21 protein-coding genes are annotated in these 25,655 nt (G+C 63.0%); 18 read left to right on the plus strand and 3 right to left on the minus strand.

The genetic code is table 11. The features are described from left to right. Positions 1-7: 7 nt before the first annotated feature. A complete protein-coding gene (locus FB598_RS09195) occupies positions 8-934 on the minus strand; it encodes an aldose 1-epimerase (protein WP_141913462.1) in 927 nt (308 codons plus the stop codon). Positions 935-1,533: 599 nt separating this feature from the next. Between FB598_RS09195 and FB598_RS09200 the strand changes: the two genes are divergently transcribed. The 9 genes from FB598_RS09200 (at position 1,534) to FB598_RS09240 (ending at position 13,308) form a co-directional block, all read left to right on the plus strand. Next, positions 1,534-2,508 (plus strand): ABC transporter substrate-binding protein, encoded by a 975-nt coding sequence (locus FB598_RS09200; RefSeq protein ID WP_141913461.1) that lies wholly within the window; start codon positions 1,534-1,536, stop codon positions 2,506-2,508. A gap of 177 nt (positions 2,509-2,685) precedes the next feature. Then, positions 2,686-4,236: a sugar ABC transporter ATP-binding protein gene (locus FB598_RS09205; protein WP_141913460.1), complete on the plus strand. Its 1,551-nt coding sequence runs from the start codon at positions 2,686-2,688 to the stop codon at positions 4,234-4,236. After that, entirely contained in the window at positions 4,233-5,318 is a 1,086-nt protein-coding gene (locus FB598_RS09210) for an ABC transporter permease (RefSeq protein ID WP_141913459.1), read from the plus strand. Before FB598_RS09205 ends, FB598_RS09210 begins: the two co-directional genes overlap by 4 nt. Next, positions 5,315-6,334 (plus strand): galactofuranose ABC transporter, permease protein YjfF, encoded by a 1,020-nt coding sequence (gene yjfF, locus FB598_RS09215; protein ID WP_141913458.1) that lies wholly within the window; start codon positions 5,315-5,317, stop codon positions 6,332-6,334. Before FB598_RS09210 ends, yjfF begins: the two co-directional genes overlap by 4 nt. Before the next feature lie 275 nt (positions 6,335-6,609). Beyond that, entirely contained in the window at positions 6,610-7,683 is a 1,074-nt protein-coding gene (gene chvE, locus FB598_RS09220) for a multiple monosaccharide ABC transporter substrate-binding protein (protein WP_141913457.1), read from the plus strand. 131 nt (positions 7,684-7,814) lie between these two features. Then, entirely contained in the window at positions 7,815-9,344 is a 1,530-nt protein-coding gene (gene mmsA / locus FB598_RS09225; protein WP_141913456.1) for a multiple monosaccharide ABC transporter ATP-binding protein, read from the plus strand. Between the two features lie 45 nt (positions 9,345-9,389). Next, entirely contained in the window at positions 9,390-10,616 is a 1,227-nt protein-coding gene (gene mmsB / locus FB598_RS09230; protein ID WP_141913455.1) for a multiple monosaccharide ABC transporter permease, read from the plus strand. A gap of 88 nt (positions 10,617-10,704) precedes the next feature. Beyond that, on the plus strand, positions 10,705-12,465 hold the full coding sequence (locus FB598_RS09235) for an IlvD/Edd family dehydratase (RefSeq protein ID WP_141913454.1): 1,761 nt from the start codon (positions 10,705-10,707) through the stop codon (positions 12,463-12,465). Positions 12,466-12,531: 66 nt separating this feature from the next. Further along, positions 12,532-13,308, plus strand: a complete 777-nt coding sequence (locus tag FB598_RS09240; protein ID WP_141913453.1) for an SDR family NAD(P)-dependent oxidoreductase — start codon at positions 12,532-12,534, stop codon at positions 13,306-13,308. A gap of 459 nt (positions 13,309-13,767) precedes the next feature. Here the strand turns inward: FB598_RS09240 and FB598_RS09245 are convergent, their stop codons facing one another. After that, positions 13,768-14,709 carry a LysR family transcriptional regulator gene (locus FB598_RS09245; protein ID WP_141920737.1) on the minus strand — a complete coding sequence of 314 codons (942 nt, stop codon included), beginning with the start codon at positions 14,707-14,709 and terminating at the stop codon, positions 13,768-13,770. 322 nt (positions 14,710-15,031) lie between these two features. Here FB598_RS09245 and FB598_RS09250 point away from each other — a divergent pair, with 322 nt between their 5' ends. Together FB598_RS09250 and FB598_RS09255 are read left to right on the plus strand one after the other, a co-directional pair. Continuing rightward, positions 15,032-16,177, plus strand: a complete 1,146-nt coding sequence (locus FB598_RS09250; RefSeq protein ID WP_141913451.1) for a porin — start codon at positions 15,032-15,034, stop codon at positions 16,175-16,177. 164 nt (positions 16,178-16,341) lie between these two features. Further along, positions 16,342-17,223 (plus strand): SMP-30/gluconolactonase/LRE family protein, encoded by an 882-nt coding sequence (locus FB598_RS09255; protein WP_141913450.1) that lies wholly within the window; start codon positions 16,342-16,344, stop codon positions 17,221-17,223. A 27-nt stretch (positions 17,224-17,250) separates the two neighbouring features. On the opposite strand, the gene FB598_RS09260 is transcribed toward FB598_RS09255, so the two are convergent. Beyond that, complete coding sequence (locus FB598_RS09260) at positions 17,251-18,108, minus strand: IclR family transcriptional regulator (RefSeq protein ID WP_141913449.1); 858 nt, start codon at positions 18,106-18,108, stop codon at positions 17,251-17,253. Positions 18,109-18,400: 292 nt separating this feature from the next. Between FB598_RS09260 and FB598_RS09265 the strand changes: the two genes are divergently transcribed. The 7 genes from FB598_RS09265 to FB598_RS09295 all read left to right on the plus strand — a co-directional run bounded on the left by FB598_RS09265 (position 18,401) and on the right by FB598_RS09295 (position 25,653). Further along, positions 18,401-19,678: an L-fuconate dehydratase gene (locus tag FB598_RS09265; RefSeq protein WP_141913448.1), complete on the plus strand. Its 1,278-nt coding sequence runs from the start codon at positions 18,401-18,403 to the stop codon at positions 19,676-19,678. Between the two features lie 64 nt (positions 19,679-19,742). Further along, positions 19,743-20,519 carry an SDR family oxidoreductase gene (locus FB598_RS09270; RefSeq protein WP_141913447.1) on the plus strand — a complete coding sequence of 259 codons (777 nt, stop codon included), beginning with the start codon at positions 19,743-19,745 and terminating at the stop codon, positions 20,517-20,519. A gap of 7 nt (positions 20,520-20,526) precedes the next feature. Further along, positions 20,527-20,874 (plus strand): L-rhamnose mutarotase, encoded by a 348-nt coding sequence (locus FB598_RS09275; RefSeq protein WP_141913446.1) that lies wholly within the window; start codon positions 20,527-20,529, stop codon positions 20,872-20,874. Positions 20,875-21,044: 170 nt separating this feature from the next. Then, on the plus strand, positions 21,045-22,598 hold the full coding sequence (locus FB598_RS09280; protein ID WP_141913445.1) for a sugar ABC transporter ATP-binding protein: 1,554 nt from the start codon (positions 21,045-21,047) through the stop codon (positions 22,596-22,598). 21 nt (positions 22,599-22,619) lie between these two features. Next, complete coding sequence (locus FB598_RS09285; RefSeq protein ID WP_141913444.1) at positions 22,620-23,669, plus strand: ABC transporter permease; 1,050 nt, start codon at positions 22,620-22,622, stop codon at positions 23,667-23,669. Between the two features lie 90 nt (positions 23,670-23,759). Further along, positions 23,760-24,698 (plus strand): ABC transporter substrate-binding protein, encoded by a 939-nt coding sequence (locus FB598_RS09290; RefSeq protein ID WP_141913443.1) that lies wholly within the window; start codon positions 23,760-23,762, stop codon positions 24,696-24,698. A gap of 79 nt (positions 24,699-24,777) precedes the next feature. Then, positions 24,778-25,653, plus strand: a complete 876-nt coding sequence (locus FB598_RS09295) for an amidohydrolase (RefSeq protein WP_141913442.1) — start codon at positions 24,778-24,780, stop codon at positions 25,651-25,653. Positions 25,654-25,655: the final 2 nt, after the last annotated feature.

The following is a 25,655-nucleotide window of genomic DNA, read 5'->3' on the forward strand; positions in this document are numbered from 1 at the left end:
CGGGGCCTCACAGGTCGCACACCGAAAAACGGGTCAGCAGCACCATGTCCTCGCCCGGCGCGAGGTCGATCAGGCCGGGACGGTTCGGCATGTGGAAGGCGTCGATCGGGTGCGTGATCGGTTCCAGGCAGAAGTAGCCCAGCCCCGGCGGTCGGTACAGCAGGGTATAGCCGCTGCGGTCCTGGGTGTGCATTTGCAGGCGCAAGCCGCGCGCGGGGTCTTCGATCATGGCCAGGCCATCCCAGCCTTCGTAGCAGTTGTCGATCAGCGGGCCGTCCAGCGCCGCCGGGCGGTTGTAGTCCCAGCCCGGCGGCAACTTGCGGGTAAAGCCGGTGGGAATGGGATCGGCGCCGGACATCCATGCGCCGCGCGAGCGGAATTGCAGGCGCGTCCTGGCGTCGCAGAGAAAATAAGGATGCAGTCCCAGGCCGAAGGGCAAGGCCGCGTCGCCGGCATTGGTCACGCGCAGTTCTATCTCCAGCGCATTGTCGCGCAGCGTGAACAGCTGGCGGGCGTGATAGACGTACGGGTTGCCGTCGAAATGCCGGGAATCGAGTTCCAGCGTCATGCGGTCTTGCGCATGCGAAGCGACCCGCCAGGCTTGCAGCCAGCTGTCGCCATGGATCGGGTAGGGCTCGCCGGTGCGGTTAGGCTTGATCGCATGCTGCTTGCCGCCGAACGCGAAGCCGCCTTCGGTGATGCGGTTGGACCAGGGCAACAGCGGAAAGCAGGCCGTACTGTAGAGGTCGCGCGAAGCGGCATCCCAGGGACGCAGCAGCGGCAGCCAGCGGCTGCCCTTGTGCCAGTCCCAGGCCGCGATGCTGCCGCCCAGTTCAGGCATGACATGCAGGCGCTGGCGGCCGGATTGCAAGGTGTGGATTTCCGGCAGCGCCTGGGCGCTGGCACGGGTGGCGTCGGTTGCGCGGGAAGGCATGGTGTCTCGTATGTTGTTATGAAATGCGACGGATGGAAGGCATCGTGTGCCTACCCCGGCAGAAGCCATCCCACAAGAAGATAAAGGGTTAAGCGCCGCTGACAAAACGCCGCCGGCCGCGTTGCGCCGGCGCGCCTTGCCGGCAGCGTTTTGTTAGCGGCTTCAAGAACCTGTTCGCGATCTCGAACAGGTTCCGGGAAACGCCACACTCATCTCTTCATGCAATGCGCTTCAAAAAAAACAGGCCGATGCTATCACCGGCCCTCCACGCGGAATAATGAAAAAAAGAGCGCTAGCGATATCAAAATTGTGAGCGGCCGGTTGTTGAAAACTGTTTTCGCGCGGCTCGCATCTTCTCCCTTCAACGATGCGCGAAACGATATCGGATTCCATTAAAAATTCATTGGATAGATATTTTTCGCTCTCCTAATATTGAGCGCGAATTGACGGGATGGGTTTTTCTCCAATTCGAGACCGAACGCGGGGCCTGGAAAAGTACATAACACGCACCAACAAGTCAAAAGTACTGCCGGCGCAGCGCACGCACTTCTTGCACATAACAAGGAAATCCGAGGATTTCCAGCCAACGGAGACAAACAATGAAAATCAAGAGAAGAGCGCTTCTGGGCGCAGCCATTTGCATGAGCCTGGGCAGCACCATCGCGGGCCTGCCCGCATTCGCGGCCGACAAGCCGCTGACCATGGGCTTCTCGCAGGTGGGCGCCGAAAGCGAATGGCGCACCGCCAACACCGTGTCGATCAAGGACGCGGCCAAGCAGGCCGGCGTCAACCTGAAGTTCGCCGATGCGCAGCAGAAGCAGGAAAACCAGGTCAAGGCGATCCGCTCCTTCATCGCGCAAAAGGTCGACGTGATCGCCTTCTCGCCGGTGGTCGAATCCGGCTGGGAAACCGTGCTGCGCGAAGCCAAGGCCGCCAAGATCCCGGTGATCCTGACCGACCGCGCCGTCAACGTCTCCGACAAGTCGCTGTACGTGACCTTCATCGGCTCGGATTTCGTGGAAGAGGGCCGCCGCGCCGCGCGCTGGCTGCTGGAGCGCGCCAAGTCGCTGCCGGCCGGCGACATCAACATCGTCGAGCTGCAAGGCACCGTCGGCTCGGCCCCGGCGATCGACCGCAAGGCCGGTTTCGAGGAAATCATCAAGTCCGAGCCGCGCCTGAAGATCATCCGTTCGCAGACCGGCGACTTCACCCGCGCCAAGGGCAAGGAAGTGATGGAAGCCTTCCTCAAGGCCGACGGCAAGAAGATCAACGTGCTCTACGCGCATAACGACGATATGGCCATCGGCGCCATCCAGGCGATCGAAGAAGCCGGCCTGAAACCGGGCAAGGACATCCTGGTCATTTCCATCGACGGCGTGAAGGGCGCGTTCGAGGCCATGATGGCCGGCAAGCTCAACGTGACCGTCGAGTGCAGCCCGCTGCTGGGCCCGCAGCTGATGCAGATCGCCAAGGACGTGAAGGCCGGCAAGGAAGTGCCCAAGCGCATTACGACCGAAGAAGGCGTGTTCCCGGCCGAAGTCGCGGCCAAGGAATTCCCGAACCGCAAGTATTGAGCGTGGCGGCATGATGCGCTGATGCCGTTGCAATTCCCCTGTCATCCCGGCGCAGGCCGGGATCCAGTGGCTTTCGTCGTGTCTCGATGGCTGTTGTACGACGCTGGATCCTGACTTTCGTCAGGACGACGGGGGATTGCGGTTTGGCGGATCTGGTTTCTTATGGCAGGAGTTGTGATGACGATGGCTGTCGGGGCGCAGGCGCGCCCCATGTTGGAACTGAGCGGTATCCATAAGGCTTTTGCCGGCGTAAAAGCGCTGACCGATGTGGGTCTGCGCTTGTTTCCCGGGGAAGTGCATACCTTGATGGGGCAGAACGGCGCGGGCAAGTCCACGCTGATCAAGGTGCTGACCGGCGTCTACGAACCCGATGCCGGGCGCATCGCGCTGGACGGGCGCGAGATCGCCCCGGCCTCCACCCTGCAGGCGCAGGAACTGGGCATCAGCACCGTCTACCAGGAAGTCAACCTCTGCCCCAATCTCTCGGTGGCGGAAAACATTTTCATCGGCCGCTATCCGCGCCGCTTCGGCCGCATCGACTGGAAGACGGTGCACGCCGAGTCGCGCCGCCTGCTGCAGCAGCTGCAGATCGAGATCGACGTCACCGCGCAGCTTTCCTCTTATCCGCTGGCGATCCAGCAGATGGTGGCGATTTCGCGCGCGTTGTCGGTGTCGGCCAAGATACTGATCCTGGACGAGCCGACTTCCAGCCTCGACGAGGCCGAGGTACAGCAACTGTTCAAGGTGTTGCGCCACCTGCGCGCGCAGGGCATGGCGATCCTGTTCGTCACCCATTTCCTCGACCAGACCTACGAGATATCGGACCGCATCACGGTGCTGCGCAACGGCGTGCGCGAGGGCGAATATCCGGTGGCTGAGCTGTCGCGCCTGGAGCTGGTCAACAAGATGGTCGGCGCGGTTGCGGTCGACCAGCGCAAGGTGGAAGCCGGCGCCGAGGCGCTGGCCGCCGAACTGTCGGCCGATGCCGCGGGCACGGGCGAGGTGTTCCTGCAGGCGCGCGGTTTCGGCCGCAAGGGGATGCTGGCGCCGCAGGATCTCGATATCCGGCGCGGCGAAGTGTTCGGCCTGTGCGGCCTGCTCGGCTCGGGGCGTACCGAGATGGCGCGCCTGCTGTTCGGCGCCGAGCGCGCCGACAGCGGCACATTGAGCATCGGCGGCCGCGATGTCAGGCTGGCCGTGCCGCGCGACGCCATCGCCGCCGGTATCGGTTTCTGCTCGGAAGACCGCAAGAAGGAAGGCGCGATCCTGGAACTGTCGGTGCGCGAGAACATCATCCTCGCGCTGCAGGCGCGCCAGGGCCTGTTCCGTGTGCTGCCGAGAAAGCGCCAGAACCAGCTCGCCGCCGACTATGTCAAGTGGCTCGGCATCAAGACCGCCGACCTCGAAACCCCGATCGGCTTGCTCTCCGGCGGCAACCAGCAAAAGGCGCTCTTGGCGCGCTGGCTGGCCACCGACCCCGGCATGCTGATCCTGGATGAACCCACGCGCGGCATCGACGTGCGCGCCAAGCAGGAGATCATGGATTTCGTCATCGCGATGTGCCGCAAGGGCATGGCCATCCTGTTTATCTCTTCCGAAATCCCGGAAGTCATCCGCTGCAGCGACCGCATGCTGGTGCTGCGCGACCGCCGCGCCTGCGGCGAATACAAGCGCGGCGAACTCGACGAGCATTCGGTACTGCAGGTGATCGCGGGAGAGGCCGCATGAGCGCATCCATGGATTCCAAACTAATACCTGACGCGGCCGCCGGATCGGGCGGACTGCAAGCCTTGCTGGGCTGGGCCGGGCGCCATCCGCTGCTGCGTCCGCTGGCCGCGCTGGCGGCATTGCTGCTGATCGACTTTTTCCTGGTGCCGGGCTTCTTCCGGCTGGAGATCAAGGACGGCCACCTCTACGGCGCGCTGGTCGACATCGTCAACCGCGCCGCGCCGCTGATGCTGGCGGCGCTGGGCATGACGCTGGTGATCGCCACGCGCGGCGTGGACATTTCGGTGGGGGCGGTGGTGGCCATCTCCGGCGCGGTCGCGGCATTGCTCATCGGCGGCAAGATGGTGGTGGTCGACGGCGTCTCGCAATACGTCAGCAACGTGCCGATGGCCTGGGCGCTGGCGGCGGCGATCGGCGCGGCGCTGCTGTGCGGCGCCTGGAACGGGCTGCTGGTGGCGGTGCTCGGCCTGCAGCCCATCATTGCCACGCTGATCCTGATGGTGGCCGGACGCGGGCTGGCGCAGTTGCTGACCGACGGCCAGATCATCACGGTCTATTACAAGCCGTTCTTCTTCATCGGCGGCGGCTACCTGTTCGGCCTGCCGTTCTCGCTCTATATCGCGCTGGGCATGTTCGTGCTGCTGGCGGTGCTGATGAGGAAGACCGCGCTGGGCCTGTTCATCCAGTCGGTCGGCATCAACCCGGTGGCGTCGCGCCTGGCCGGCATCCGCACCGCCGCGCTGATCTTCTTCGTCTATATCTTCTGCAGCTTCTGCGCCGGGCTGGCCGGGCTGATGGTGGCCTCCAACATCAAGAGCGCCGACGCCAACAATGCCGGCCTGCTGCTGGAGCTGGACGCCATCCTGGCCGTCACCCTGGGCGGCACGTCGCTGGCCGGCGGCAAGTTCAGCCTGGTGGGCAGCGTGATCGGCGCGCTCATCATCCAGACCCTGACCTACACCATCTATTCGCTGGGCGTGCCGCCCGAGGTGAACATGGTGGTCAAGTCCCTGGTGGTGTTCCTGGTCTGCCTGTCGCAATCGCCGGAATTCCGCCGCATCTTCAAGGCAGCCAAATCATGAGCACAATCGATTCCCTGCGCCGCGCTTCCCATGCGCCGTGGTTCACTTCGGCGGTGACAGTGGCGTTGCTGGCGCTCATGCTGCTGCTGGGCGCGGCGGGCTATGACGGCTTCCTGTCGCCGCAGGTGATGCTGAACCTGCTGATCGACAACGGCTTTTTGCTGGTGGTAGCCATCGGCATGACCTTCGTCATCCTGTCCGGCGGCATCGACCTGTCGGTGGGATCGGTGCTGGCGCTGTCGACCATGGTCGCGGCCTGGCTGCTGCAGACGGCGCATTGGCATCCGCTGCTGGTGATCGTCACCGTGCTGGCGCTGGGGGCGGCCTTCGGCGCGGCCATGGGCGCGCTGATCCATTACTTCAAATTGCAGGCCTTCATCGTCACGCTGGCCGGCATGTTCCTGGCGCGCGGCCTGTGCTACCTGATCAGCATCAGTTCCATCACCATCGACGATCCCTGGTTCGTCGCCATGTCCCAGACCCGCATCGAGTTCGGCGAGCTGTTCATCTCGCCCAGCGTGGTGGTGGCGCTGGCGATGCTGGCGCTGGGCATCTGGCTGGCCCACTGCACGCGCTTCGGCCGCGCGGTGTACGCCATTGGCGGCAGCGAGCAATCGGCCCTGCTGATGGGCTTGCCGGTGGGCCGCACCAAGGTGCTGGTGTATGCCTTCTCCGGCTTTTGCGCGGCGCTGGGCGGCGTGCTGTTTTCGTTCTACATGCTGTCGGGCTACGGCCTGCACGCGCAGGGCGCCGAGCTCGACGCGATTGCCGCGGTGGTGATCGGCGGCACGCTGCTGACCGGCGGTTACGGTTACGTCGCCGGGACGCTGACCGGCGTGCTCATCCTTGGCGTGATCCAGACCCTGATCGCTTTCGACGGCACGCTCAGCTCATGGTGGACCAAGATCTTCATCGGCGCCTTGCTGTTCGTATTCTGCGTGGCGCAGAGGGTGATCTCGCTGGGCGCCTTGCGGGGCAAACCGGTGGCCGCGGAGAAGGCGGCGGCAGCGGGCTGAAAAGGAAGGTTTTCCGGAACGCGTTTGACGCCTGTTTGTAAAACGGATTCAGATAACTTAAAAGTTCTTTACATAGGGAGAAACATACTGAAAAGCATATCCATTACGCTGAAAAAATCATTAGAAATGTATTGGTAAAGACATTATTGTAGAGGCCGCAAAACATGAGGCCTGAGCTTCTGCATGAGCCGGGTTGACGAGTCGGATGATCGCGGCAGTGCGCGGCGGTGTTTTGAGAAGAACAACACGCCATTTATAAACTGGAGACATACAACATGAAGATCAAATCGGTATTGACCGGGCTGGCGCTCGGCCTGGGCGTCACCCTGATGTCCATCAGCGCGCAAGTGAGCGCACAGAGCAAGGCGCTGGTCGGCGTGGCCATGCCCACCAAGTCCTCGGCACGCTGGATCGCCGACGGCAACAACATGGTCAAGGTCCTGAAGGAAAAGGGCTACAACACTGACCTGCAATACGCTGAAGACGATATCCCCAACCAGCTGTCGCAAATCGAGAACATGCTGACCAAGGGCGCCAAGGTGCTGGTGATCGCCGCCATCGACGGCACCACCCTGACCGACGTGCTGCAAAAAGCCGCCGACAAGGGCGTCAAGGTCATCGCCTATGACCGCCTGATCCGCGGCTCCAAGAACGTCGACTACTACGCCACCTTCGACAACTTCCAGGTCGGCGTGTTGCAGGCGCAGTCGCTGGAAAAGGGCCTGGGCCTGAAGGATGGCAAGGGTCCGTTCAACATCGAACTGTTCGGCGGTTCGGCTGACGACAACAACGCCTTCTTCTTCTACAACGGCGCCATGTCGGTGCTCAAGCCTTACATCGACAGCGGCAAGCTGGTGGTGCGCAGCAAGCAGATGGGCATGGACAAGGTCGCCACCCTGCGCTGGGATGGCGCCACCGCCCAGGCCCGCATGGACAACCTGCTGTCGGCCTACTACAGCAACGCCAAGGTAAATGCGGTGCTGTCGCCGTATGACGGCATCTCGATCGGCATCCTGTCCTCGCTGCGCGGCGTCGGCTACGGCACCCCGCAACAGCCGTTCCCGTACGTGTCCGGCCAGGATGCGGAAGTGCCATCGGTCAAGTCCATCATCCGCGGCGAACAGTATTCGACCATCTTCAAGGACACCCGCGAACTGGCCAAGGTCACCGTCGGCATGGTCGATGCGTTGTTGGGCGGAAAACAGCCGCAGATCAACGACACCAAGACCTACAACAACGGCGTGAAGGTCGTGCCGTCCTTCCTGCTGAAGCCGGTGGTGGTCGACAAGAGCAACTGGAAGGAAGTCCTGATCGGCAGCGGCTACTACACCGAAGCGCAGGTCAAGTAAGCCGGCCGGGCTGCGGCCTTGTGTTGCGGCCCGCCGTTCGATTCAATATATGAGGCATGAATCAGCATAGTCCCGCCCCCTGTGCGGGACTATTGCGTTCAAAAGCAGGTGCAGAACAAGAGGTCAGCATCATGAACAACATTCTCGAAATGCGCGGCATCGAGAAAACCTTCCCTGGCGTGAAGGCGCTCAACAACGTCAACCTGGCCGTGCGCGAAGGCGAGATCCACGCCATCGTCGGCGAGAACGGCGCCGGCAAGTCGACGCTGATGAAGGTGCTCTCCGGCGTCTATCCCCACGGTTCCTATTCCGGCGACATCGTCTACAAGGGCGACGTGCGCTCCTTCAAGGACATCCGCGACAGCGAACACCTGGGCATCATCATCATCCACCAGGAGCTGGCATTGGTGCCGCTGCTGTCGGTGATGGAAAACCTTTTCCTCGGCAACGAGCAGGCCCGCGGCGGCGTCATCGATTGGGAGCATTCCTACGTGCGCGCCAAGGAGCTGCTGGCCAAGGTCGGCCTGAAGGAGTCGCCGCTGACGCTGGTGAACAACCTGGGCGTGGGCAAGCAGCAACTGATCGAGATCGCCAAGGCGCTGTCCAAGGAAGTCAAGCTGCTGATCCTGGACGAGCCGACCGCCAGCCTTAACGAGAGCGATAGCGATGCGCTGCTGGAACTGTTGCTGGAACTGAAATCGCAGGGCATTTCCTCCATCCTGATCTCGCACAAGCTCAACGAAATTTCCAAGGTGGCCGATTCCATTACGGTGCTGCGCGACGGCGCCACGGTGGATACCTTCGACTGCCGCGCCGAGCCGATCAGCGAAGACCGCATCATCCAGAACATGGTCGGGCGCGAGATGGCCGACCGCTATCCGCAGCGCGACCCGCAGGTCGGCGAGGTCATCTTCGAAGTGCGCGACTGGCGCGTGCACCATCCGGTGCTGGCCGACCGGCTGGCGATCAAGGACGTCAACATGAGCGTGCGCGCCGGCGAGATCGTCGGCATCGCCGGCCTGATGGGGTCGGGCCGCACCGAGCTGGCCAAGAGCATCTTCGGGCGCGCCTACGGCAAGAAAATCACGGGCAAGGCTTTCCTGCACGGCAAGGAAGTCGACCTGTCCACCATCCAGAAGGCGATCCGGCACGGCATCGCCTACGTCACCGAAGACCGCAAGGGCGACGGCCTGGTGCTGGAAGAAGACATCAAGAAGAACATTTCGCTGGCCAACCTGGGCGGCGTGTCCGAGCGCACCGTGATCGACGAGGCGCGCGAGTACAAGGTCGCCAACGATTTCAGGGGCCAGATGCGGATCCGCTGCTCCAGCGTGCTGCAGAAGGTGGTCAACCTGTCCGGCGGCAACCAGCAGAAGGTGGTGCTTTCCAAGTGGCTGTTTTCCAGCCCGGAAGTGCTGATCCTGGACGAGCCCACGCGCGGCATCGACGTCGGCGCCAAGTTCGAGATCTACAACATCATCAGCAAGCTGGCCGCCGAGGGCAAGTGCATCATTATGATCTCGTCGGAAATGCCGGAGCTGCTGGGCATGTGCGACCGCATCTACGTGATGAACGAAGGCCAGTTCGTGGGCCAGTTCGAGCGCGGCGAGGCCAGCCAGGAAAGCATCATGCGCGCCATCATGCGCAACAAGCGGATCTGAGTATCCGGGCACCGAAAAGAATCGAAGCATCCAAGGAGCACCTACATGGAGACCATGAACATGAGCAAGAAAGAGTCGCTGGCGGCCAGCGGCACAACGGTCACGATGGCCGAAAAGAAGGATTACGCCGGCTTCCTGAAGAACAATATGCGCGAGTACGGCATGCTGCTGTCGCTGGTGGCGATCATGGCGTTCTTCCAGATCATGACCGACGGCACGCTGATGCGCCCGCTGAACCTGACCAACCTGGTGCTGCAGAACAGCTACATCGTGATCATGGCGCTGGGCATGCTGATGGTGATCGTGGCCGGCCACATCGACCTCTCGGTGGGTTCGGTGGTGGGCCTGATCGGCGCGCTGGCGGCGGTATTGATGGTGGATTACGGCTGGGACTTCGTCACCGCCTCGGTGGTCTGCATCATCGCCGGCGCGGTGATCGGCGCGGCGCAAGGTTACTGGATCGCTTACTTCAAGATCCCGTCCTTCATTGTCACGCTGGCTGGCATGCTGGTGTTCAAGGGCATGGCGCTGGCCTTGCTGCAGGGCCAGTCGCTGGGCCCGTTCCCGCCGGCGTTCCAGATGCTGTCCTCGGGCTTCATCCCTGAGCTGACCGACAGCGCGCAATTCCGCACCACCTCGCTGATCGTCGGCGTGGTCGCCTCCATCGTGCTGATCGGCATCAAGATCCATGGCCGCCGCAAGCAGACCAAGCACGGCATGGAAGACGAACCGCAACTGTTCTTCCTGATCAAGAACTGCCTGTTCGCTGCCGCCATCATCGCCTTCAGCTATTTGCTGGCGACCTACAAGGGCATGCCCAATGTGCTCATCATCATGTTCGCGCTGATGGTGCTGTACACCTTCATCACCAACCGCACCACGCTGGGCCGCCGCGTCTATGCGGTGGGCGGCAACGAGAAGGCGGCCAAGCTGTCCGGCATCAAGACCGAGCGCGTTTCCTTCCTGACCTTCGTCAACATGGGCGTGCTGGCGGCGCTGGCCGGCCTGATCTTCGCGGCGCGCCTGAACACCGCCACGCCCAAGGCCGGCCTCGGTTTCGAGCTGGACGTGATCGCGGCCTGCTTCATCGGCGGCGCCTCGGCATCGGGCGGCGTGGGCAAGGTCATGGGCGCGGTCATCGGCGCCTTCATCATGGGCGTGATGAACAACGGCATGTCCATCATGGGCATCGGCATCGACTACCAGCAGATGATCAAGGGCTTCGTGCTGCTGATGGCCGTGTGCTTCGACGTCTATAACAAGAACAAGTAAGGCCGGGAAAACACGGGGCGATCCGCGATGGTCCGCCCCGTGTTTTCAATCACCATCTTCAAGAGATCAGGAAACCAGGAATTCCACAATGAGCAGTGACGACAAGAAAGACAAGAGCCGCAAGCTGCGCTCGGCCGGCTGGTTCGGCACCGCCGACAAGAACGGCTTCATGTACCGCAGCTGGATGAAGAACCAGGGCATCCCCGACCACGAGTTCCAGGGCAAGCCGGTGATCGGCATCTGCAACACCTGGTCGGAGCTCACGCCCTGCAACGCCCACTTCCGCAAGATCGCCGAACACGTGCGGCGCGGCATCATCGAGGCCGGCGGCTTCCCGGTGGAGTTCCCGGTGTTCTCCAACGGCGAATCCAACCTGCGCCCGACCGCCATGCTCACGCGCAACCTGGCCAGCATGGATGTCGAGGAATCGATCCGCGGCAACCCGATCGACGGCGTGGTGCTCCTGACCGGTTGCGACAAGACCACCCCGGCGCTGCTGATGGGCGCGGCCAGCGTGAACGTGCCAGCCATCGTGGTGACCGGCGGCCCGATGTTGAACGGCAAGCACCAGGGCCGCGACATCGGATCCGGCACCGTGGTGTGGCAATTGTCCGAGCAGGTCAAGGCCGGCGAGATCACCATCCATGACTTCATGGCGGCCGAGGCCGGCATGTCGCGTTCGGCCGGCACCTGCAACACCATGGGCACCGCGTCGACCATGGCCTGCATGGCCGAGTCGCTGGGCGTGTCGCTGCCGCACAATGCAGCGATCCCCGCGGTCGATGCGCGCCGCTATGTTCTCGCGCACTTGTCCGGCATGCGCATCGTCGACATGGTGTGGGAAGACCTGACGCTGTCCAAGATCCTGACCCGCAAGGCGTTCGAAAACGCCATCCGCACCAACGCCGCCATCGGCGGCTCCACCAATGCGGTGATCCACCTGAAGGCGATCGCCGGCCGTATCGGCGTGGATCTGGAGCTGGAAGACTGGACCCGCATCGGCCGCGGCACGCCGACCATCGTCGACCTGCAGCCTTCGGGCCGCTACCTGATGGAAGAGTTCTACTACGCCGGCGGCCTGCCGGCGGTGATGCGCCGCCTGGGCGAAGCCAACCTGTTGCCGCACCCGGATGCGTTGACCGCCAACGGCAAGACCATGTGGGACAACGTCAAGGATGCGCCGATCTACAACGATGAAGTGGTGCGTCCGCTGGACAAGCCGCTGATCGAGGATGGCGGCATGTGCATCCTGCGCGGCAACCTGGCGCCGCGCGGCGCCGTGCTGAAACCGTCGGCGGCGTCGCCTGAGCTGATGAAGCATCGCGGCCGCGCCGTGGTGTTCGAGGACTTCGCGCACTACAAGGAACGCATCAACGATCCCGCGCTCGACGTCGACGCCAGCTGCGTGCTGGTGATGAAGAACTGCGGTCCCAAGGGCTACCCCGGCATGGCCGAGGTCGGCAACATGGGCCTGCCGCCCAAGGTGCTGGCCACCGGCGTGAAGGACATGGTGCGCATCTCGGACGCGCGCATGAGCGGCACCGCCTACGGCACCGTGATCCTGCATGTGGCGCCGGAAGCCGCGGCCGGCGGCCCGCTGGGCATCGTGCAGGACGGCGACTTCATCGAACTCGACGCCTATGCCGGCAAACTGCAGCTCGACATCAGCGATGAAGAGATGGCGCGCCGCCAGGCCGAGCGCGCCGCCAGGCTGGCCGCGCAGCAACCGGCGATGGCCGGCGGTTACCAGTCGCTGTACGTCGACCGCGTCTTGCAGGCGGACCAGGGATGCGACTTCGATTTCCTGGTCGGTTGCCGCGGCGCCGCCGTCCCCAAGCATTCGCACTGAGTACGCAATCGGAACAATCGAACATTGCGCCGGCCTCGCCATGAGGCCGGCCACCAAGGAGAAAAGATGAGCGGCAATGCACAACTGGCCAGCTTCCCCAGCCTCAAGGGAAAGCGGGTTTTCATCACCGGCGGCGGCACCGGCATCGGCGCTGCGATCGTCAGCGCCTTTGCCGAGCAGGGCGCACACGTGGCCTTCGTCGATATCGCCAAGGAACCCAGCGAGGCCCTGTGCCATGAGTTGGCGCAGAAGGGATTTCCCGCGCCGCTGTTTCGCCATTGCGACCTGCGCGACATCCCCGCTTTCCAGAAGATCATCGCCGATCTGCAAGGCGAGATCGGCGACTTCGACGTGCTGGTCAACAACGCCGCCAACGACGAGCGCCACAAGCTGGAAGACGTGAGCCTGGATTACTGGAACGACCGCATCGCCATCAACCAGCGGCCATCGTTTTTCGCCGTGCAGTCGGTGGTGCCGGGCATGAAGCGCCGCGGCGGCGGCTCCATCATCAACTTCAGTTCCATCAGCTGGCACCAGTCCAGCGGCGGTTTTCCGGTCTACACCACGGCCAAGGCCTCGACCCTGGGCCTGACCCGTGGCCTGGCGCGCGACCTCGGCCCGCACAAGATCCGCGTCAATACCGTCACGCCGGGCTGGGTCATGACCGAGCGCCAGATCAAGCTGTGGCTGGACGAGGAAGGCAAGCAGGCGATCGCGCGCAACCAGTGCCTGCCGGGCGAACTGCTGCCCTGGCACCTGGCGCGCATGGTGCTGTTCCTGGCGGCCGACGATAGCGAGATGTGCACGGCGCAGGAATTCATCGTCGATGCCGGATGGGTGTGACGGCGTTGGCCGGATATCGACACTGATATCCCGGCCACTGCGCCAATGAAAAAGAGTCGCCCGTATGACGTAATGCCGTTCAGTTAAGCACTGAACGGCATTTGTGTTTTTGGAGTCCGGACTCCGTTCGCCCTGAGTAGCTGCGCAGCAGCGTATCGAAGGGCAGGCAAGAGCGCCAACGCTGGCACGCTGGCTTCGATACGGCCCTGGCGGGCCTACTCAGCCCGAACGGGTTCTGTGATGAGTTAGTCTGAACTGAACGGCGTTAGCCCGGATGGCGATTCTTTTTTATTTCGGGAGTTGGCAATGCGGTGGGCAAGGGCTGCAAGTGTGGCGCCGAAGCCGCACTCGATGCAGCATTTCAGCTTGGCTTACTCTTCCTTACATTTCTTAAAAAAACTCGGCGCCGCAGCGCCGCCGCCCGGCAGCATAATGTTTCGCGAAGAAGGGCCGGGCCAGTCAGTAGATCATTTTCGCGACTTCGCGAATCGCCTGCAGCAGCATGGTGGCGCCGGGAGAGAGCAGGTTGTCCTGGCGCGTGATGATGCCGAAGCCGGCCATGCGGCAGGGCAGTTCGATGGGCAGGATATCCATCAGGCGCGCCTGGGTGTAATAGCGCGCCACTTCGGTCGGCATGGCATACAGGAAATCGGTCTGCTGCAGCAGGCTGGTGATGAACAGGATGGCGGTGGTGTCGACCACATTGGATGGCGGCGCCAGGCCTTCTTCGCGGAACATCTGGTCGCAGCGCGCGCGCAGGATGCTGCCCTTGGGCGCCAGGATCCAGGGCTCGTTGGCCATATCCGACAGCTTGAGGTTGGGGTGCGCATGCAGCGGGTGGCCTACGCGCGCCACCGCGCACACGGGCTCGTCGGCCAGTTCCTGGTAATGCAGGCCGTGTTTGGCTTCTTCATCGAGAATGTGGCCGATGATGAAATCCAGTTCGCCGTGCAGCAGCCGCGACAGCAGGATGTTGCTGCTTTCCACTTCCACGCCGATGCGCAGCATCGGCGCGTGTTCCTTCACGCGCGCGATCGCCGGAGGCAGCAGCGCCATGCCCGGCGACAAGATCACGCCCACATCCACCTGGCCCGACAGGCCCGACTTCAGCGCCACGATATCTTCATGCGCCTTGGACAGGCTGGTCAGCGCCATGCGCGCGTGGCGGATCATCGCCTCGCCGTAGATGGTGGGCCGCATGCCGCGCGGCAGGCGTTCGAACAGCGAGACGCCCAGCATGTCTTCCAGATCCTTGAGCTGCTTGGAGGCGGCCGGCTGGGTCATGTTCAGTTCGCTGGAGGCGCGATGGATGTTGCGTGTGTCGTCGAGGGCGATTAACAGCAGGAGTTGGCGTGTCTTCAATCGCGCCCGGAGAAACCAGTTGGGGTCACTGTTTTTCATATGCCTCCGTGGAGCCTTTGTTTTAAATTTTTTACTTGGAATTTTTTGCTGCGGACGATGATATCAAATCGCATATCGGAATTGCGAAAGAATTCATTGGAAAGACATGAACCGAATACTTAGTATCTAGCCACATTCCAAGCGCGCAAAAATAAACGAACGCAGCGTTTGGGATGGGTAGAGAAGGTCGGGCAGCACCATAAACAAAAAGTTGGAAGACTGTCAGGATCGAGTCAGGTTCGGACGGTCAAGAGTGCGAGCTTGCACGACCAAAGCCCACCGACGAAAAAAATTTAAACAGCAATATCCACGGAGACTATTCATGAAGCAAGTGAAGCCATCCTTTATTGGAGCAAAGACCCTGTGCGCGCTCGCGCTTCTGGGGGCATTTTCGGCGCAGGCGCAAGCACAGACCAGCGTGACCATTTATGGTCGTATTGTTGCCGGCGTTGATTTTCAGACTAATGCAGGTCCCAATGGCCAGGGCACCAAGTGGAGCGCCGCCAACAACCAGTGGGGCACCAGCATGATCGGCTTCAAGGGGACGGAAGACCTGGGTGGCGGCAACAATGCCTTCTTCCTGCTCGAGTCGGGTTTCAATTCGACCAAGGGCGGCGTCAACGGCACTGATACCAGCTCGTCAGCGCTGTTCAATCGCCGTTCCTACGTTGGCTTGGGTGGTTCCTACGGCTCGGTCAAGTTGGGCAAGAACCTGTTCATCAACAACGATATCTGGTTCCTGGATCCGACCGGCCAGCAAGCTATCGGCACTTCCGTCCTGGTGAATCAACGCAACTGGCCAGGCGCCAGCAACGTGATCGAATACGCGAGCCCCGACTTCGGTGGTTTCACCGTGGGTTTGCAAACCAGCCTGGGTGAGAAGCCTGGTTCCTTTAGCCAAGGCGTGGACAATTCCGCGGCGGGCGGTTCCAGCGATGGCCGCAAGGACGGCATCTCGCTGGCCTACCAGAAGAACGGCCTGGAGCTGCGCGCAATCTATGACGTGGTGCGCGATGCCAATGGCAAGTACACCAATGTCTGGGCTCACTCGAAAGAGCTGATCCTGGGCGGTACCTACAAATTCGACAAACTCAAGATGTTCGTCGGTTATGAAAACCTGCGTGCTCCTGATGCTACCGCTGGCGATCCGGATCGTGCCAACCATTACTGGATTGGCGCCAATTACGATGTGACTCCGCAGTTCCAGCTGGTTGGCGCTTTCTTCCGCGTCAATGCCAATAATGGCACTGCAGGTGCAGCAGACAGCAAGTCGGGCGGCGGCGGCAGCGCCAACCTGTACATGGCGGGTATCAACTATTTCCTGTCGAAGCGCACGATGCTGTACGTTGATGTGGGTACTGTGCGCAATAGCGGCAATGCCTCGCACGCACTGGAGTGGGGCAGCAATACCGGTGTTTCTGGCCTGAGCCAGACCGGCGGTTACTTCGGTATCGCCCATTCGTTCTGATGTAGCAATCCTTCCTGAGGTGGTCTTGATGTAGTTTGAGGGCAGGCGCAAGCCTGCCCTTTTTTGCTTGTTACGATGACGATGTCGGCAGCGACAATTGGATATGCGCGCGTTTGCCAGGCCGGCAGGCGCGCTTGTGGATGATGCAATGTGAGGACGTGGCGATGAAAGCGCAACTGGTGGTCGATGGGCGGCATGAACTGGGCGAAGGCGTGTTGTGGTGCGAACGCACGCAATCGGTATTCTGGACAGATATCCACGCCTCGCGCCTGTGGAACCATCATCCGCAAAGCGGCGCAACGCGCAGCTGGGGCATGCCGGAGCGGCTGTGCTGCTATGCCTTCACCGCCGACGCCCAGCAATTGCTGATCGGGCTGGAGTCGCGCCTGGCTTTCTTCAACCTGCTCACCGGCGTGATCGCGCCGATCTGCCGCATCGAGGACGATTTGCCGACGACCCGGCTCAATGACGGCCGTTGCGACCGCCAGGGCCGCTTCGTGTTCGGCACGCTCAATGAAGATCCCGGCCGCGCGCCGATCGCCAGCTTCTATCGGCTCAACACCGACCTGGTGCTGGAGCGCCTGCCGTTGCCGGGCATCGCGATTTCCAACAGCATCTGCTTCAGTCCGGACGGCCGCCTGATGTACCACTGCGACACGCTGCAAAAGCGCATCATGTGCTGCGACTACGACACGCTCACCGGCGCCGTCGCCAACCAGCGCGTGTTCGCCGACCTGTCGGCGCAGCCGGGCAGCCCGGATGGATCGACGGTGGATGCCGACGGTTTTGTCTGGAATGCGCAATGGGGCGGTGCGCGCGTGGTGCGTTTCGCGCCCGACGGCAGCATCGACCGTATTGTTGAAATGCCGACCGCGCAGCCGAGCTGCGTGGCCTTCGGCGGTGCGCAACTGGATCGCTTGTATGTGACCACCGCGCATGAGGGCATGTCGGCCGGCCAGCGCGCCGACGATGCCTTGGCCGGGGCCTTGTTCACGGTGCCGCTGGATGATGTGGGCGGCTTGCCGGAAGCGCGTTTCGGCGGCTGAGCTTGCGGCGGCCGGGAACGCGGTGCGTCAGGCGCCGAAGCTGGAGTCGCCCATCAGCCGCGACAGCCGCGCCGAGATTTCCTGCACGATGCCTTGCACTTCATCCAGGCTGGGGTTGACCTTCTTGTCGATGCGTTCGATGTAAGGCACGTTCAGCGCCGCCAGCATGCGGTTGTTGGCGCCCATGACCGGATAGGACAGGTTGACCACGCCGCGGATCTGGCGGCTGTCCATGCGCGAATGCCCGCGCTTCCTGGTGTCTTCGATCTGGCGCATCAGCTGCGCCGGTTCGATCTCCTGTTCGCCGTCCATGCGCACGTGGGCGGCCAGCATGCGGGCGCGTTCGGCGTCGTCGCGGAAGGCCAGCAGCACATGGCCGGAAGCGGTGTCGGTCAGGCTCACCAGCGCGCCCACCTTGAGGCCGAAGGCCCAGCGTTCGGGGCTGTCGACCTGGGCCACCACTACCACGCGGCCGGCTTCGTAGACCGTCAGGTGGGTCGACTGCACGGCGCGGTTGGCCAGTTCGGTCATGTGCGGCAGGGCGGTGCTGACCAGCGAGCGGATCGGCTGGTGGTGGTGGGCCAGCTCGAACAGCTTGAGCGAAAGCCGATAGTGGTCGTTGTCGGCAATCAGGTAGCCGCGCTGCTCCAGCGTGACCACCATGCGGAAGATTTCATTGACGCTGCGGCCGAGCTGCCTGGAGAGCTGGTTCAGCGTCAGCATCTGCTCGGAGCGGCTCAGCAGTTCCAGGATGTCCAGCCCCTTGTCCAGCGCGGGCGCCGCATAACGGTTCCTGGCGCCGCCGGCGGCGACATCGTCGTCGGTCTCCGATGCGGTCTGGACGGCGGCGTATTCCGGCGTTGTGATTTTTCTGGTTCTGGGCATGGCGGCCTGGCCTGTTGGATTGCCTGTCTCGGGCGGGTTGGGCGGATGATTTTCCGTCGCAGATTTTAGAAGATTTTATAGGGCATCAAATTTTATTTGTAAAAGTATTTTTTATTGATTGTGGATGGATGTCGCGTTGACATCTCCATTTCGATATCGGTAGCGATTGAAACATCATCGGTTCGATGCGACGGCAATGGGAAAATAACAGGTATTCTTTGTAACTCATATATGAAAACAAATTTTATTTGTGAGTTATTTGGCTGCCGCCGGTAACCCATACGGACTGACGATGACCAAGATCACTGCCATGCGCGTCCTCGACGTGCGTTTCCCTACCTCGCAATCGCTGGACGGTTCGGATGCGATGAATCCGGACCCGGATTATTCCGCCGCCTACGTCATCCTCGATACCGATAACGACCAGCTCAAGGGCCACGGCCTGACCTTCACCATCGGCCGCGGCAACGAGATCTGCTGTGCCGCCATCCAGGCCATGGAACATCTGGTGGTGGGCCTGGAGCTGGAATGGATCGCCGCCGACATGGGTCGCTTCTGGCGCCACGTCACCTCCGACAGCCAGTTGCGCTGGATCGGCCCGGACAAGGGCGCGATCCACCTGGCCACCGGCGCGGTGGTCAACGCCGCGTGGGACCTGTGGGCCAAGGCCGAAGGCAAGCCGCTGTGGCAGCTGGTGGCCGACATGTCGCCGCAAGAACTGGTGCGCGCCATCGACTTCCGTTACCTGACCGACTGCATCACGCCCGACGAGGCGCTGGCGTTGCTGCGCGAGCAGGAAGGCGGCAAGGCCGAACGCATCCGCACGCTGCAGCAGGAGGGTTATCCCTGCTACACCACCTCGGCCGGCTGGCTGGGCTATGACGACGCCAAGCTGCGCCGCCTGTGCCAGGAGGCTATCGACCAGGGGTTCAACCATGTGAAGCTGAAGGTCGGGCGCGACCTGGCCGACGACAAGCGCCGCGTGACCATCGCGCGCGAAGTGCTGGGGCCGGAGCGCAAGCTGATGATCGACGCCAACCAGGTGTGGGAAGTCGACCAGGCCATCGACTGGGTCAACCAGCTGGCCTTTGCCCAGCCCTGGTTCATCGAAGAGCCGACCAGCCCGGACGATGTCGAAGGCCACCGCAAGATCCGCGCAGGCATCGGCGCGGTCAAGGTCGCCACCGGCGAGATGTGCCAGAACCGCGTGCTGTTCAAGCAGTTCATCATGCGCGGCGCCATCGACGTGGTGCAGATCGACTCCTGCCGCCTGGGCGGCGTCAACGAAATCCTGGCGGTGATGCTGATGGCCGCCAAGTACAAGCTGGTGGTGTGTCCGCACGCCGGCGGCGTGGGCCTGTGCGAATACGTGCAGCATTTGTCGATGATCGACTATGTCTGCATCTCGGGCAGCAAGGAAGGGCGCGTGACCGAATACGTCGACCACCTGCACGAGCATTTCGTCGACCCTTGCGTGGTCAGGAACGCGGCCTACATGCCGCCCAGCCGGCCGGGATTCTCGATCGAGATGAAGCCGGAGTCGCTGGAGCAATACCGCTTCCGCGGATAAGCCGCCACAGGCGGCAAGCATATCCACCGGCAAGCGAACCGATAAAAAGCAAACGGAGACAGAAGTGGATCTGAACCTGCAAGACAAAGTGGTGATCGTGACCGGCGGCGCTTCCGGCATCGGCGGCGCGATCACGATGCAACTGGCGGCCGAGGGCGCCATTCCCGTGGTGTTCGCGCGCAGCGAACCGGAGGCCGATTTCTGGCGCCGCCTGCAACAGCTGCAGCCGCATGCCGCGCTGTTCCGGCTGGAGCTGCAGGACGACGCCGCCTGTGGCGATGCCGTGGCGCAAACCGTCAAGCGCTTCGGCCGGCTGGACGGCCTGGTCAACAATGCCGGCGTCAACGACAGCGTCGGCCTGGATGCCGGGCACGACGCCTTCGTCGCCTCCCTGCAGCGCAACCTGATCCATTACTACACCATGGCGCATTACTGCGTGCCGCACCTCAAGGCCACGCGCGGCGCCATCGTCAACGTCTCGTCCAAGACCGCCGTCACCGGGCAGGGCAACACCAGCGGCTATTGCGCTTCCAAGGGCGCGCAACTGTCGCTCACGCGCGAATGGGCGGCGGCCTTGCTGGCCGATGGCGTGCGCGTGAACGCGCTGATCCCGGCCGAGGTGATGACGCCGCTGTATGAAAAATGGATCGCGACCTTCGACCATCCGCAGGAAAAGCTCGACGCCATCACCAGCAAGATCCCGCTGGGCAAGCGCTTCACCACGTCGGAGGAAATGGCCGACATGGCGGTGTTCCTGCTGTCGGGACGGTCGTCGCATACCACCGGCCAATGGATTTTCGTCGATGGCGGGTATACCCATCTCGACCGCGCGTTGAGCTGAGGCCGCCATGCGATACCTGCTGGCACTGGACTTGAAGGACGATCCCGCGCTGATTGCGCAGTATGAGCAGCACCATCGCCGCATCTGGCCGGAAATAGCGCGGCACTTGCGGCATCACGGCGTGACCGGCATGCAGATCTACCGGCTGGGAACGCGCATGGCGATGGTGATGGAAACCGACGATGCGGTCTATGACGCGGCGGCCATGGCGGCCGCGATGGAGAACGACCCGAAGGTGCGCGAATGGGAAGAACTGATGTGGCGTTTCCAGGCGCCCACGCCATGGACGCCGGCAGGGCAGAAGTGGATCGCGATGGAAAAGATCTTCGATCTTTCGACGCAGGTCGTTCAATAGCCGTCGTCCCGGCGAAGGCCGGGGCTCAGTGGCGGTCGTCATGCCTCGACGGCCGCTGACGGCCGCTGACCGACGCTGGATCCTGACCCTCGTCAGGACGACGAGACGTGGAATAGGGAAATAAAAAATCGACGGCTACCCAGAAGAGCCGCTATGCAACCGAGGTGAGCATGCAAGAACATTCAGAGACAAACAACACCCGCCAGGCGTCGCCACCGCCGCTGATCGCGCTGCGCAATGTCAGCAAGCGCTTTCCCGGCGTGCTGGCGCTGGACAATTGCCAGTTCGACCTGGTGCCGGGCGAAGTCCACGCGCTGATGGGCGAGAACGGCGCCGGCAAGTCGACGTTGATGAAGATCCTCTGCGGCGTCTACCAGAAGGACAGCGGCGAGATCCTGGTCGACGGCCGTCCGGCCGAGATCGATGAACCGCGCGCGGCGCAGGCGCTGGGCATCGGCATCATCCATCAGGAACTGAACCTGATGAACCACCTGAGCGCCGCGCAGAACATCTTCATCGGGCGCGAGCCGAAGAAGGGCCTGGGCCTGTTCATCGACGAGGAGCGCCTCAACCGCCAGGCCGCGGCCATCTTCGAGCGCATGCGGCTCGACCTCGATCCGCGCACGCCGGTCGGCCAGCTCACCGTGGCGCGCCAGCAGATGGTGGAAATCGCCAAGGCGCTGTCCTTCGATTCGCGCGTGCTGATCATGGACGAGCCGACCGCGGCGCTCAACAACGCCGAGATCGCCGAACTGTTCCGCATCATCCGCGACCTGCAGGCGCAGGGCGTGGGCATCGTCTACATCTCGCACAAGATGGACGAGCTGCGCCAGATCGCCGACCGCGTCACCGTCATGCGCGACGGCAAGTACGTCGCCACCGTGCCGATGGCCGGCACCTCGATGGACGCCATCATCTCGATGATGGTCGGCCGCCAGCTCGACGGCGCGCAGCGCGTGCCGCCCGACACCTCGGCCAACGAGGTGGTGCTGGAGGTGCGCGGCCTGTCGCGCGCACGGGCGATCCGCGATGTCGGCTTCAAGCTGCGGCGCGGCGAGATCCTCGGCTTCGCCGGGCTGATGGGCGCCGGCCGCACCGAGGTGGCGCGCGCCATCTTCGGCGCCGACCCGCTCGAGGCCGGCGAGATCTTCATCCATGGCGGCCGCGCCATGATCAAGTCGCCGGCCGATGCGGTGGCGCACGGCATCGGCTATCTCTCGGAAGACCGCAAGCATTTCGGCCTGGCCACCGGCATGGACGTGCAAACCAATATCGCCATGTCCAGCCTGGACCGCTTCACCCGGCGCGGCATGTTCCTCGACCAGCGCGCCATCCGCGACACCGCGCAGGGCTACGTGCAGCAGCTGGCGATCAAGACGCCGTCGGTGGAGCAGCAGGCGCGCCTGCTGTCGGGCGGCAACCAGCAAAAGATCGTGATTGCCAAATGGCTTTTGCGCGACTGCGACATCCTGTTCTTCGACGAGCCCACGCGCGGTATCGATGTCGGCGCCAAGAGCGAGATCTACAAGCTGCTCGACGCGCTGGCGGCGCAGGGCAAGGCGATCGTGATGATTTCTTCCGAGCTGCCCGAGGTGCTGCGCATGAGCCACCGCGTGCTGGTCATGTGCGAAGGGCGCATCACCGGCGAGCTGTCCGCCGCCGAGGCGACCCAGGAAAAGATCATGCAACTGGCCACCCAGCGCGAATCGGCCGTCATCCAATAATCCACAGGCTCCCAGGCGATCATGGCTAACCACATCCATCCCGTTTCTTCCGTATCCCCCATGGCTAATTCCGACACGTCCGCTGCGCGTTCCGGTTTGCGCGAACGCTTCTTCAACCCGGCCGCGCGCCAGAAGCTGCTGGCCTTCGCCAGCCTGCTGTTGCTGATCATCTTCTTCAGCGTGGCCTCGCCCAACTTCATGGAAGTGGACAACCTGGTCAGCATCCTGCAATCGACCGCGGTCAACGGCGTGCTGGCGATCGCCTGCACCTACGTGATCATCACCTCCGGCATCGACCTGTCGGTGGGCACCATGATGACCTTCTGCGCCGTCATGACCGGCGTGGTGCTGACCAACTGGGGCATGCCGCTGCCGCTGGGCATCGCCGCCGCGCTGTTCTTCGGCGCCTTGTCGGGCTGGGTCTCGGGCATGGTGATCGCCAAGCTGAAGGTGCCACCCTTCATCGCCACGCTGGGCATGATGATGTTGCTGAAGGGCCTGTCGCTGGTGATCTCCGGCACGCGCCCGATCTATTTCAACGACACCGAGGGATTCTCGGCCATCGCCCAGGATTCGCTGATCGGCGACCTGATCCCGTCGCTGCCGATTCCCAACGCCGTGCTGATCCTGTTCCTGGTGGCCATCGGTTCTTCCATCATCCTCAACAAGACCGTGTTCGGCCGCTACACCTTCGCCCTGGGCAGCAATGAGGAGGCGCTGCGCCTGTCGGGCGTGAAGGTCGATTTCTGGAAGGTCGCGGTCTATACCTTCTCCGGCGCCATCTGCGGCATCGCCGGCCTGATCATCGCCTCCCGCCTGAATTCGGCGCAGCCGGCGCTGGGCCAGGGCTATGAGCTGGACGCCATCGCCGCGGTGGTGATCGGCGGCACCTCGCTGTCGGGCGGCACCGGCACCATCCTGGGCACCATCATCGGCGCCTTCATCATGAGCGTGCTGGTCAACGGCCTGCGCATCATGTCGGTGGCGCAGGAATGGCAGACGGTGGTGACCGGCGTGATCATCATCCTGGCGGTGTACCTGGATATCCTGCGCCGTCGCCGGCGCGCATGAGGACATCCGATATTTCAACGCTTATTTCAACGCTTTCAACCCGCGCCGGGAAACCGGCACTCCATCATCGATAACAAAAGGAGACACAACGTGATCAAGAGCAAGCTACTCGGCACGGCCCTCGGGCTGGCCCTGGCCTTCGGCGCCGCCGGCGCGCAAGCGCAGGAAACCTACATCCCCCTGATCTCCAAGGGCTTCCAGCACCAGTTCTGGCAGGCGGTGAAGGCGGGCGCCGACCAGGCGGCCAAGGACTACAAGGTCAGGGTGACCTTCGAAGGCCCCGAGACCGAGGCCATGGTCGACAAGCAGATCGACATGCTGTCGGCCGCGCTGGCCAAGAAGCCGCAGGCGGTCGGCTTCGCCGCGCTCGACAGCAAGGCGGCGCTGCCGTTGCTGAAGAAGGCGCAGGCCGCCAAGATCCCGGTGGTGGCGTTCGACTCCGGCGTTGACAGCGACATCCCGATCACCACCGCCACCACCGACAACAAGGCCGCCGCCGCGCTGGCCGCCGACAAGCTGGCCGACCTGATCGGCAAGGAAGGCGAAGTGGCCGTGGTCGCGCACGACCAGACCAGCCGCACCGCGATCGACCGCCGCGACGGCTTCCTCGAACGCATCAAGTCGGCCTATCCGAAGATCAAGGTGGTCAGCGTGCAATACGGCGGTGGCGACCACCTGAAGTCGACCGAAGTCACCAAGTCGATCCTGCAGGCCTATCCCAAGCTCAAGGGCATGTTCGGCACCAATGAAGGTTCGGCCATCGGCGTGGTCAATGGCATGAAGGAAATGAAGCGCAAGCTGGTCGTCATCGGCTACGACTCCGGCAAGCAGCAGAAGGACGCGATCCGCGAAGGCCTGATGGCCGGCGCCATCACCCAGAACCCGGTGGGCATCGGCTACAAGACGGTGGAAGCGGCGGTCAAGGCAATCAAGGGCGAGAAGTTGCCCAAGGTTATCGACACCGGTTTCTACTGGTACGACAAGAGCAATATCGACGATCCCAAGATCGCCGCCGTGCTGTACGACTAAGAGGGCATTAGCGCACGCGCCGGAAAGATCCGGCGCGTCCGTTTTTGTTCTTTCTTGCCGCCTTTGTTTCAAGGACACCATGAAGCCGCAACGCATCGACGCCCACCAGCATTTCTGGCGCTACCGTCCAGAGGACTATCCGTGGATCGGCCGGGGCATGGAGCTGCTGGCGCAAGACCGCCTGCCATCCGAACTGCATCCGGTACTGATGGCCGAGGGACTGGATGCCTCGATCGCGGTGCAGGCGCGCGCGGGGCGGGAGGAAACGGGGTTCCTGCTGGAATTGGCGCGCCGCGATGCGCGCATCGCCGGCGTGGTCGGCTGGGAAGATATCGCCAGCGAGCAGTTGCCGGAGCATGTCGGCCAATGGGGACGCGACAAGCTGCTGGGGTTTCGCCACCAGATCCAGGACGAGGCCGACGTCGCCGCCTTCGTCGAACAGCCCGGTTTCAACCGCGGCGTGGCCTGGCTGCAAGGGCAGCGCCTGGTCTACGATGTGCTGGTGTACCAGCGCCAGTTGCCGGCGATCCAGGCATTCTGCGCGCGCCACGACGCCCACTGGCTGGTGCTGGATCATCTGGGCAAGCCGGCCTTGGCCGAGTTCGGCAAGGGAGACGATACCTATGCCCAATGGCGGCGCGAACTGAGCGCGCTGGGCGCATTGCCGCATGTGGCGTGCAAATTGTCGGGACTGGTGACCGAGGCGGACTGGATACGCGGCCTGCGGCCCAAGGATTACGAACACATTGTGCTGTGCCTGGATACGGCGCTCGACGTCTTCGGCGCGCACCGGCTGATGTTCGGCTCGGACTGGCCGGTGTGCCTGCTGGCCGCATCCTATGCGCGCGTGGCGGAAGTGGTCAGGGAATGGGCGCAGACGCGTTTGTCGGCATCCGAGCAGGCGCAGTTGTGGGGCGGCGCCGCTGCGCATTGCTATGGACTGGCGGAAGCCTGAAG

Origin of the sequence: Herbaspirillum sp. SJZ106 (genome assembly GCF_006715495.1) — a bacterium.
GTDB lineage: Bacteria > Pseudomonadota > Gammaproteobacteria > Burkholderiales > Burkholderiaceae_D > Herbaspirillum.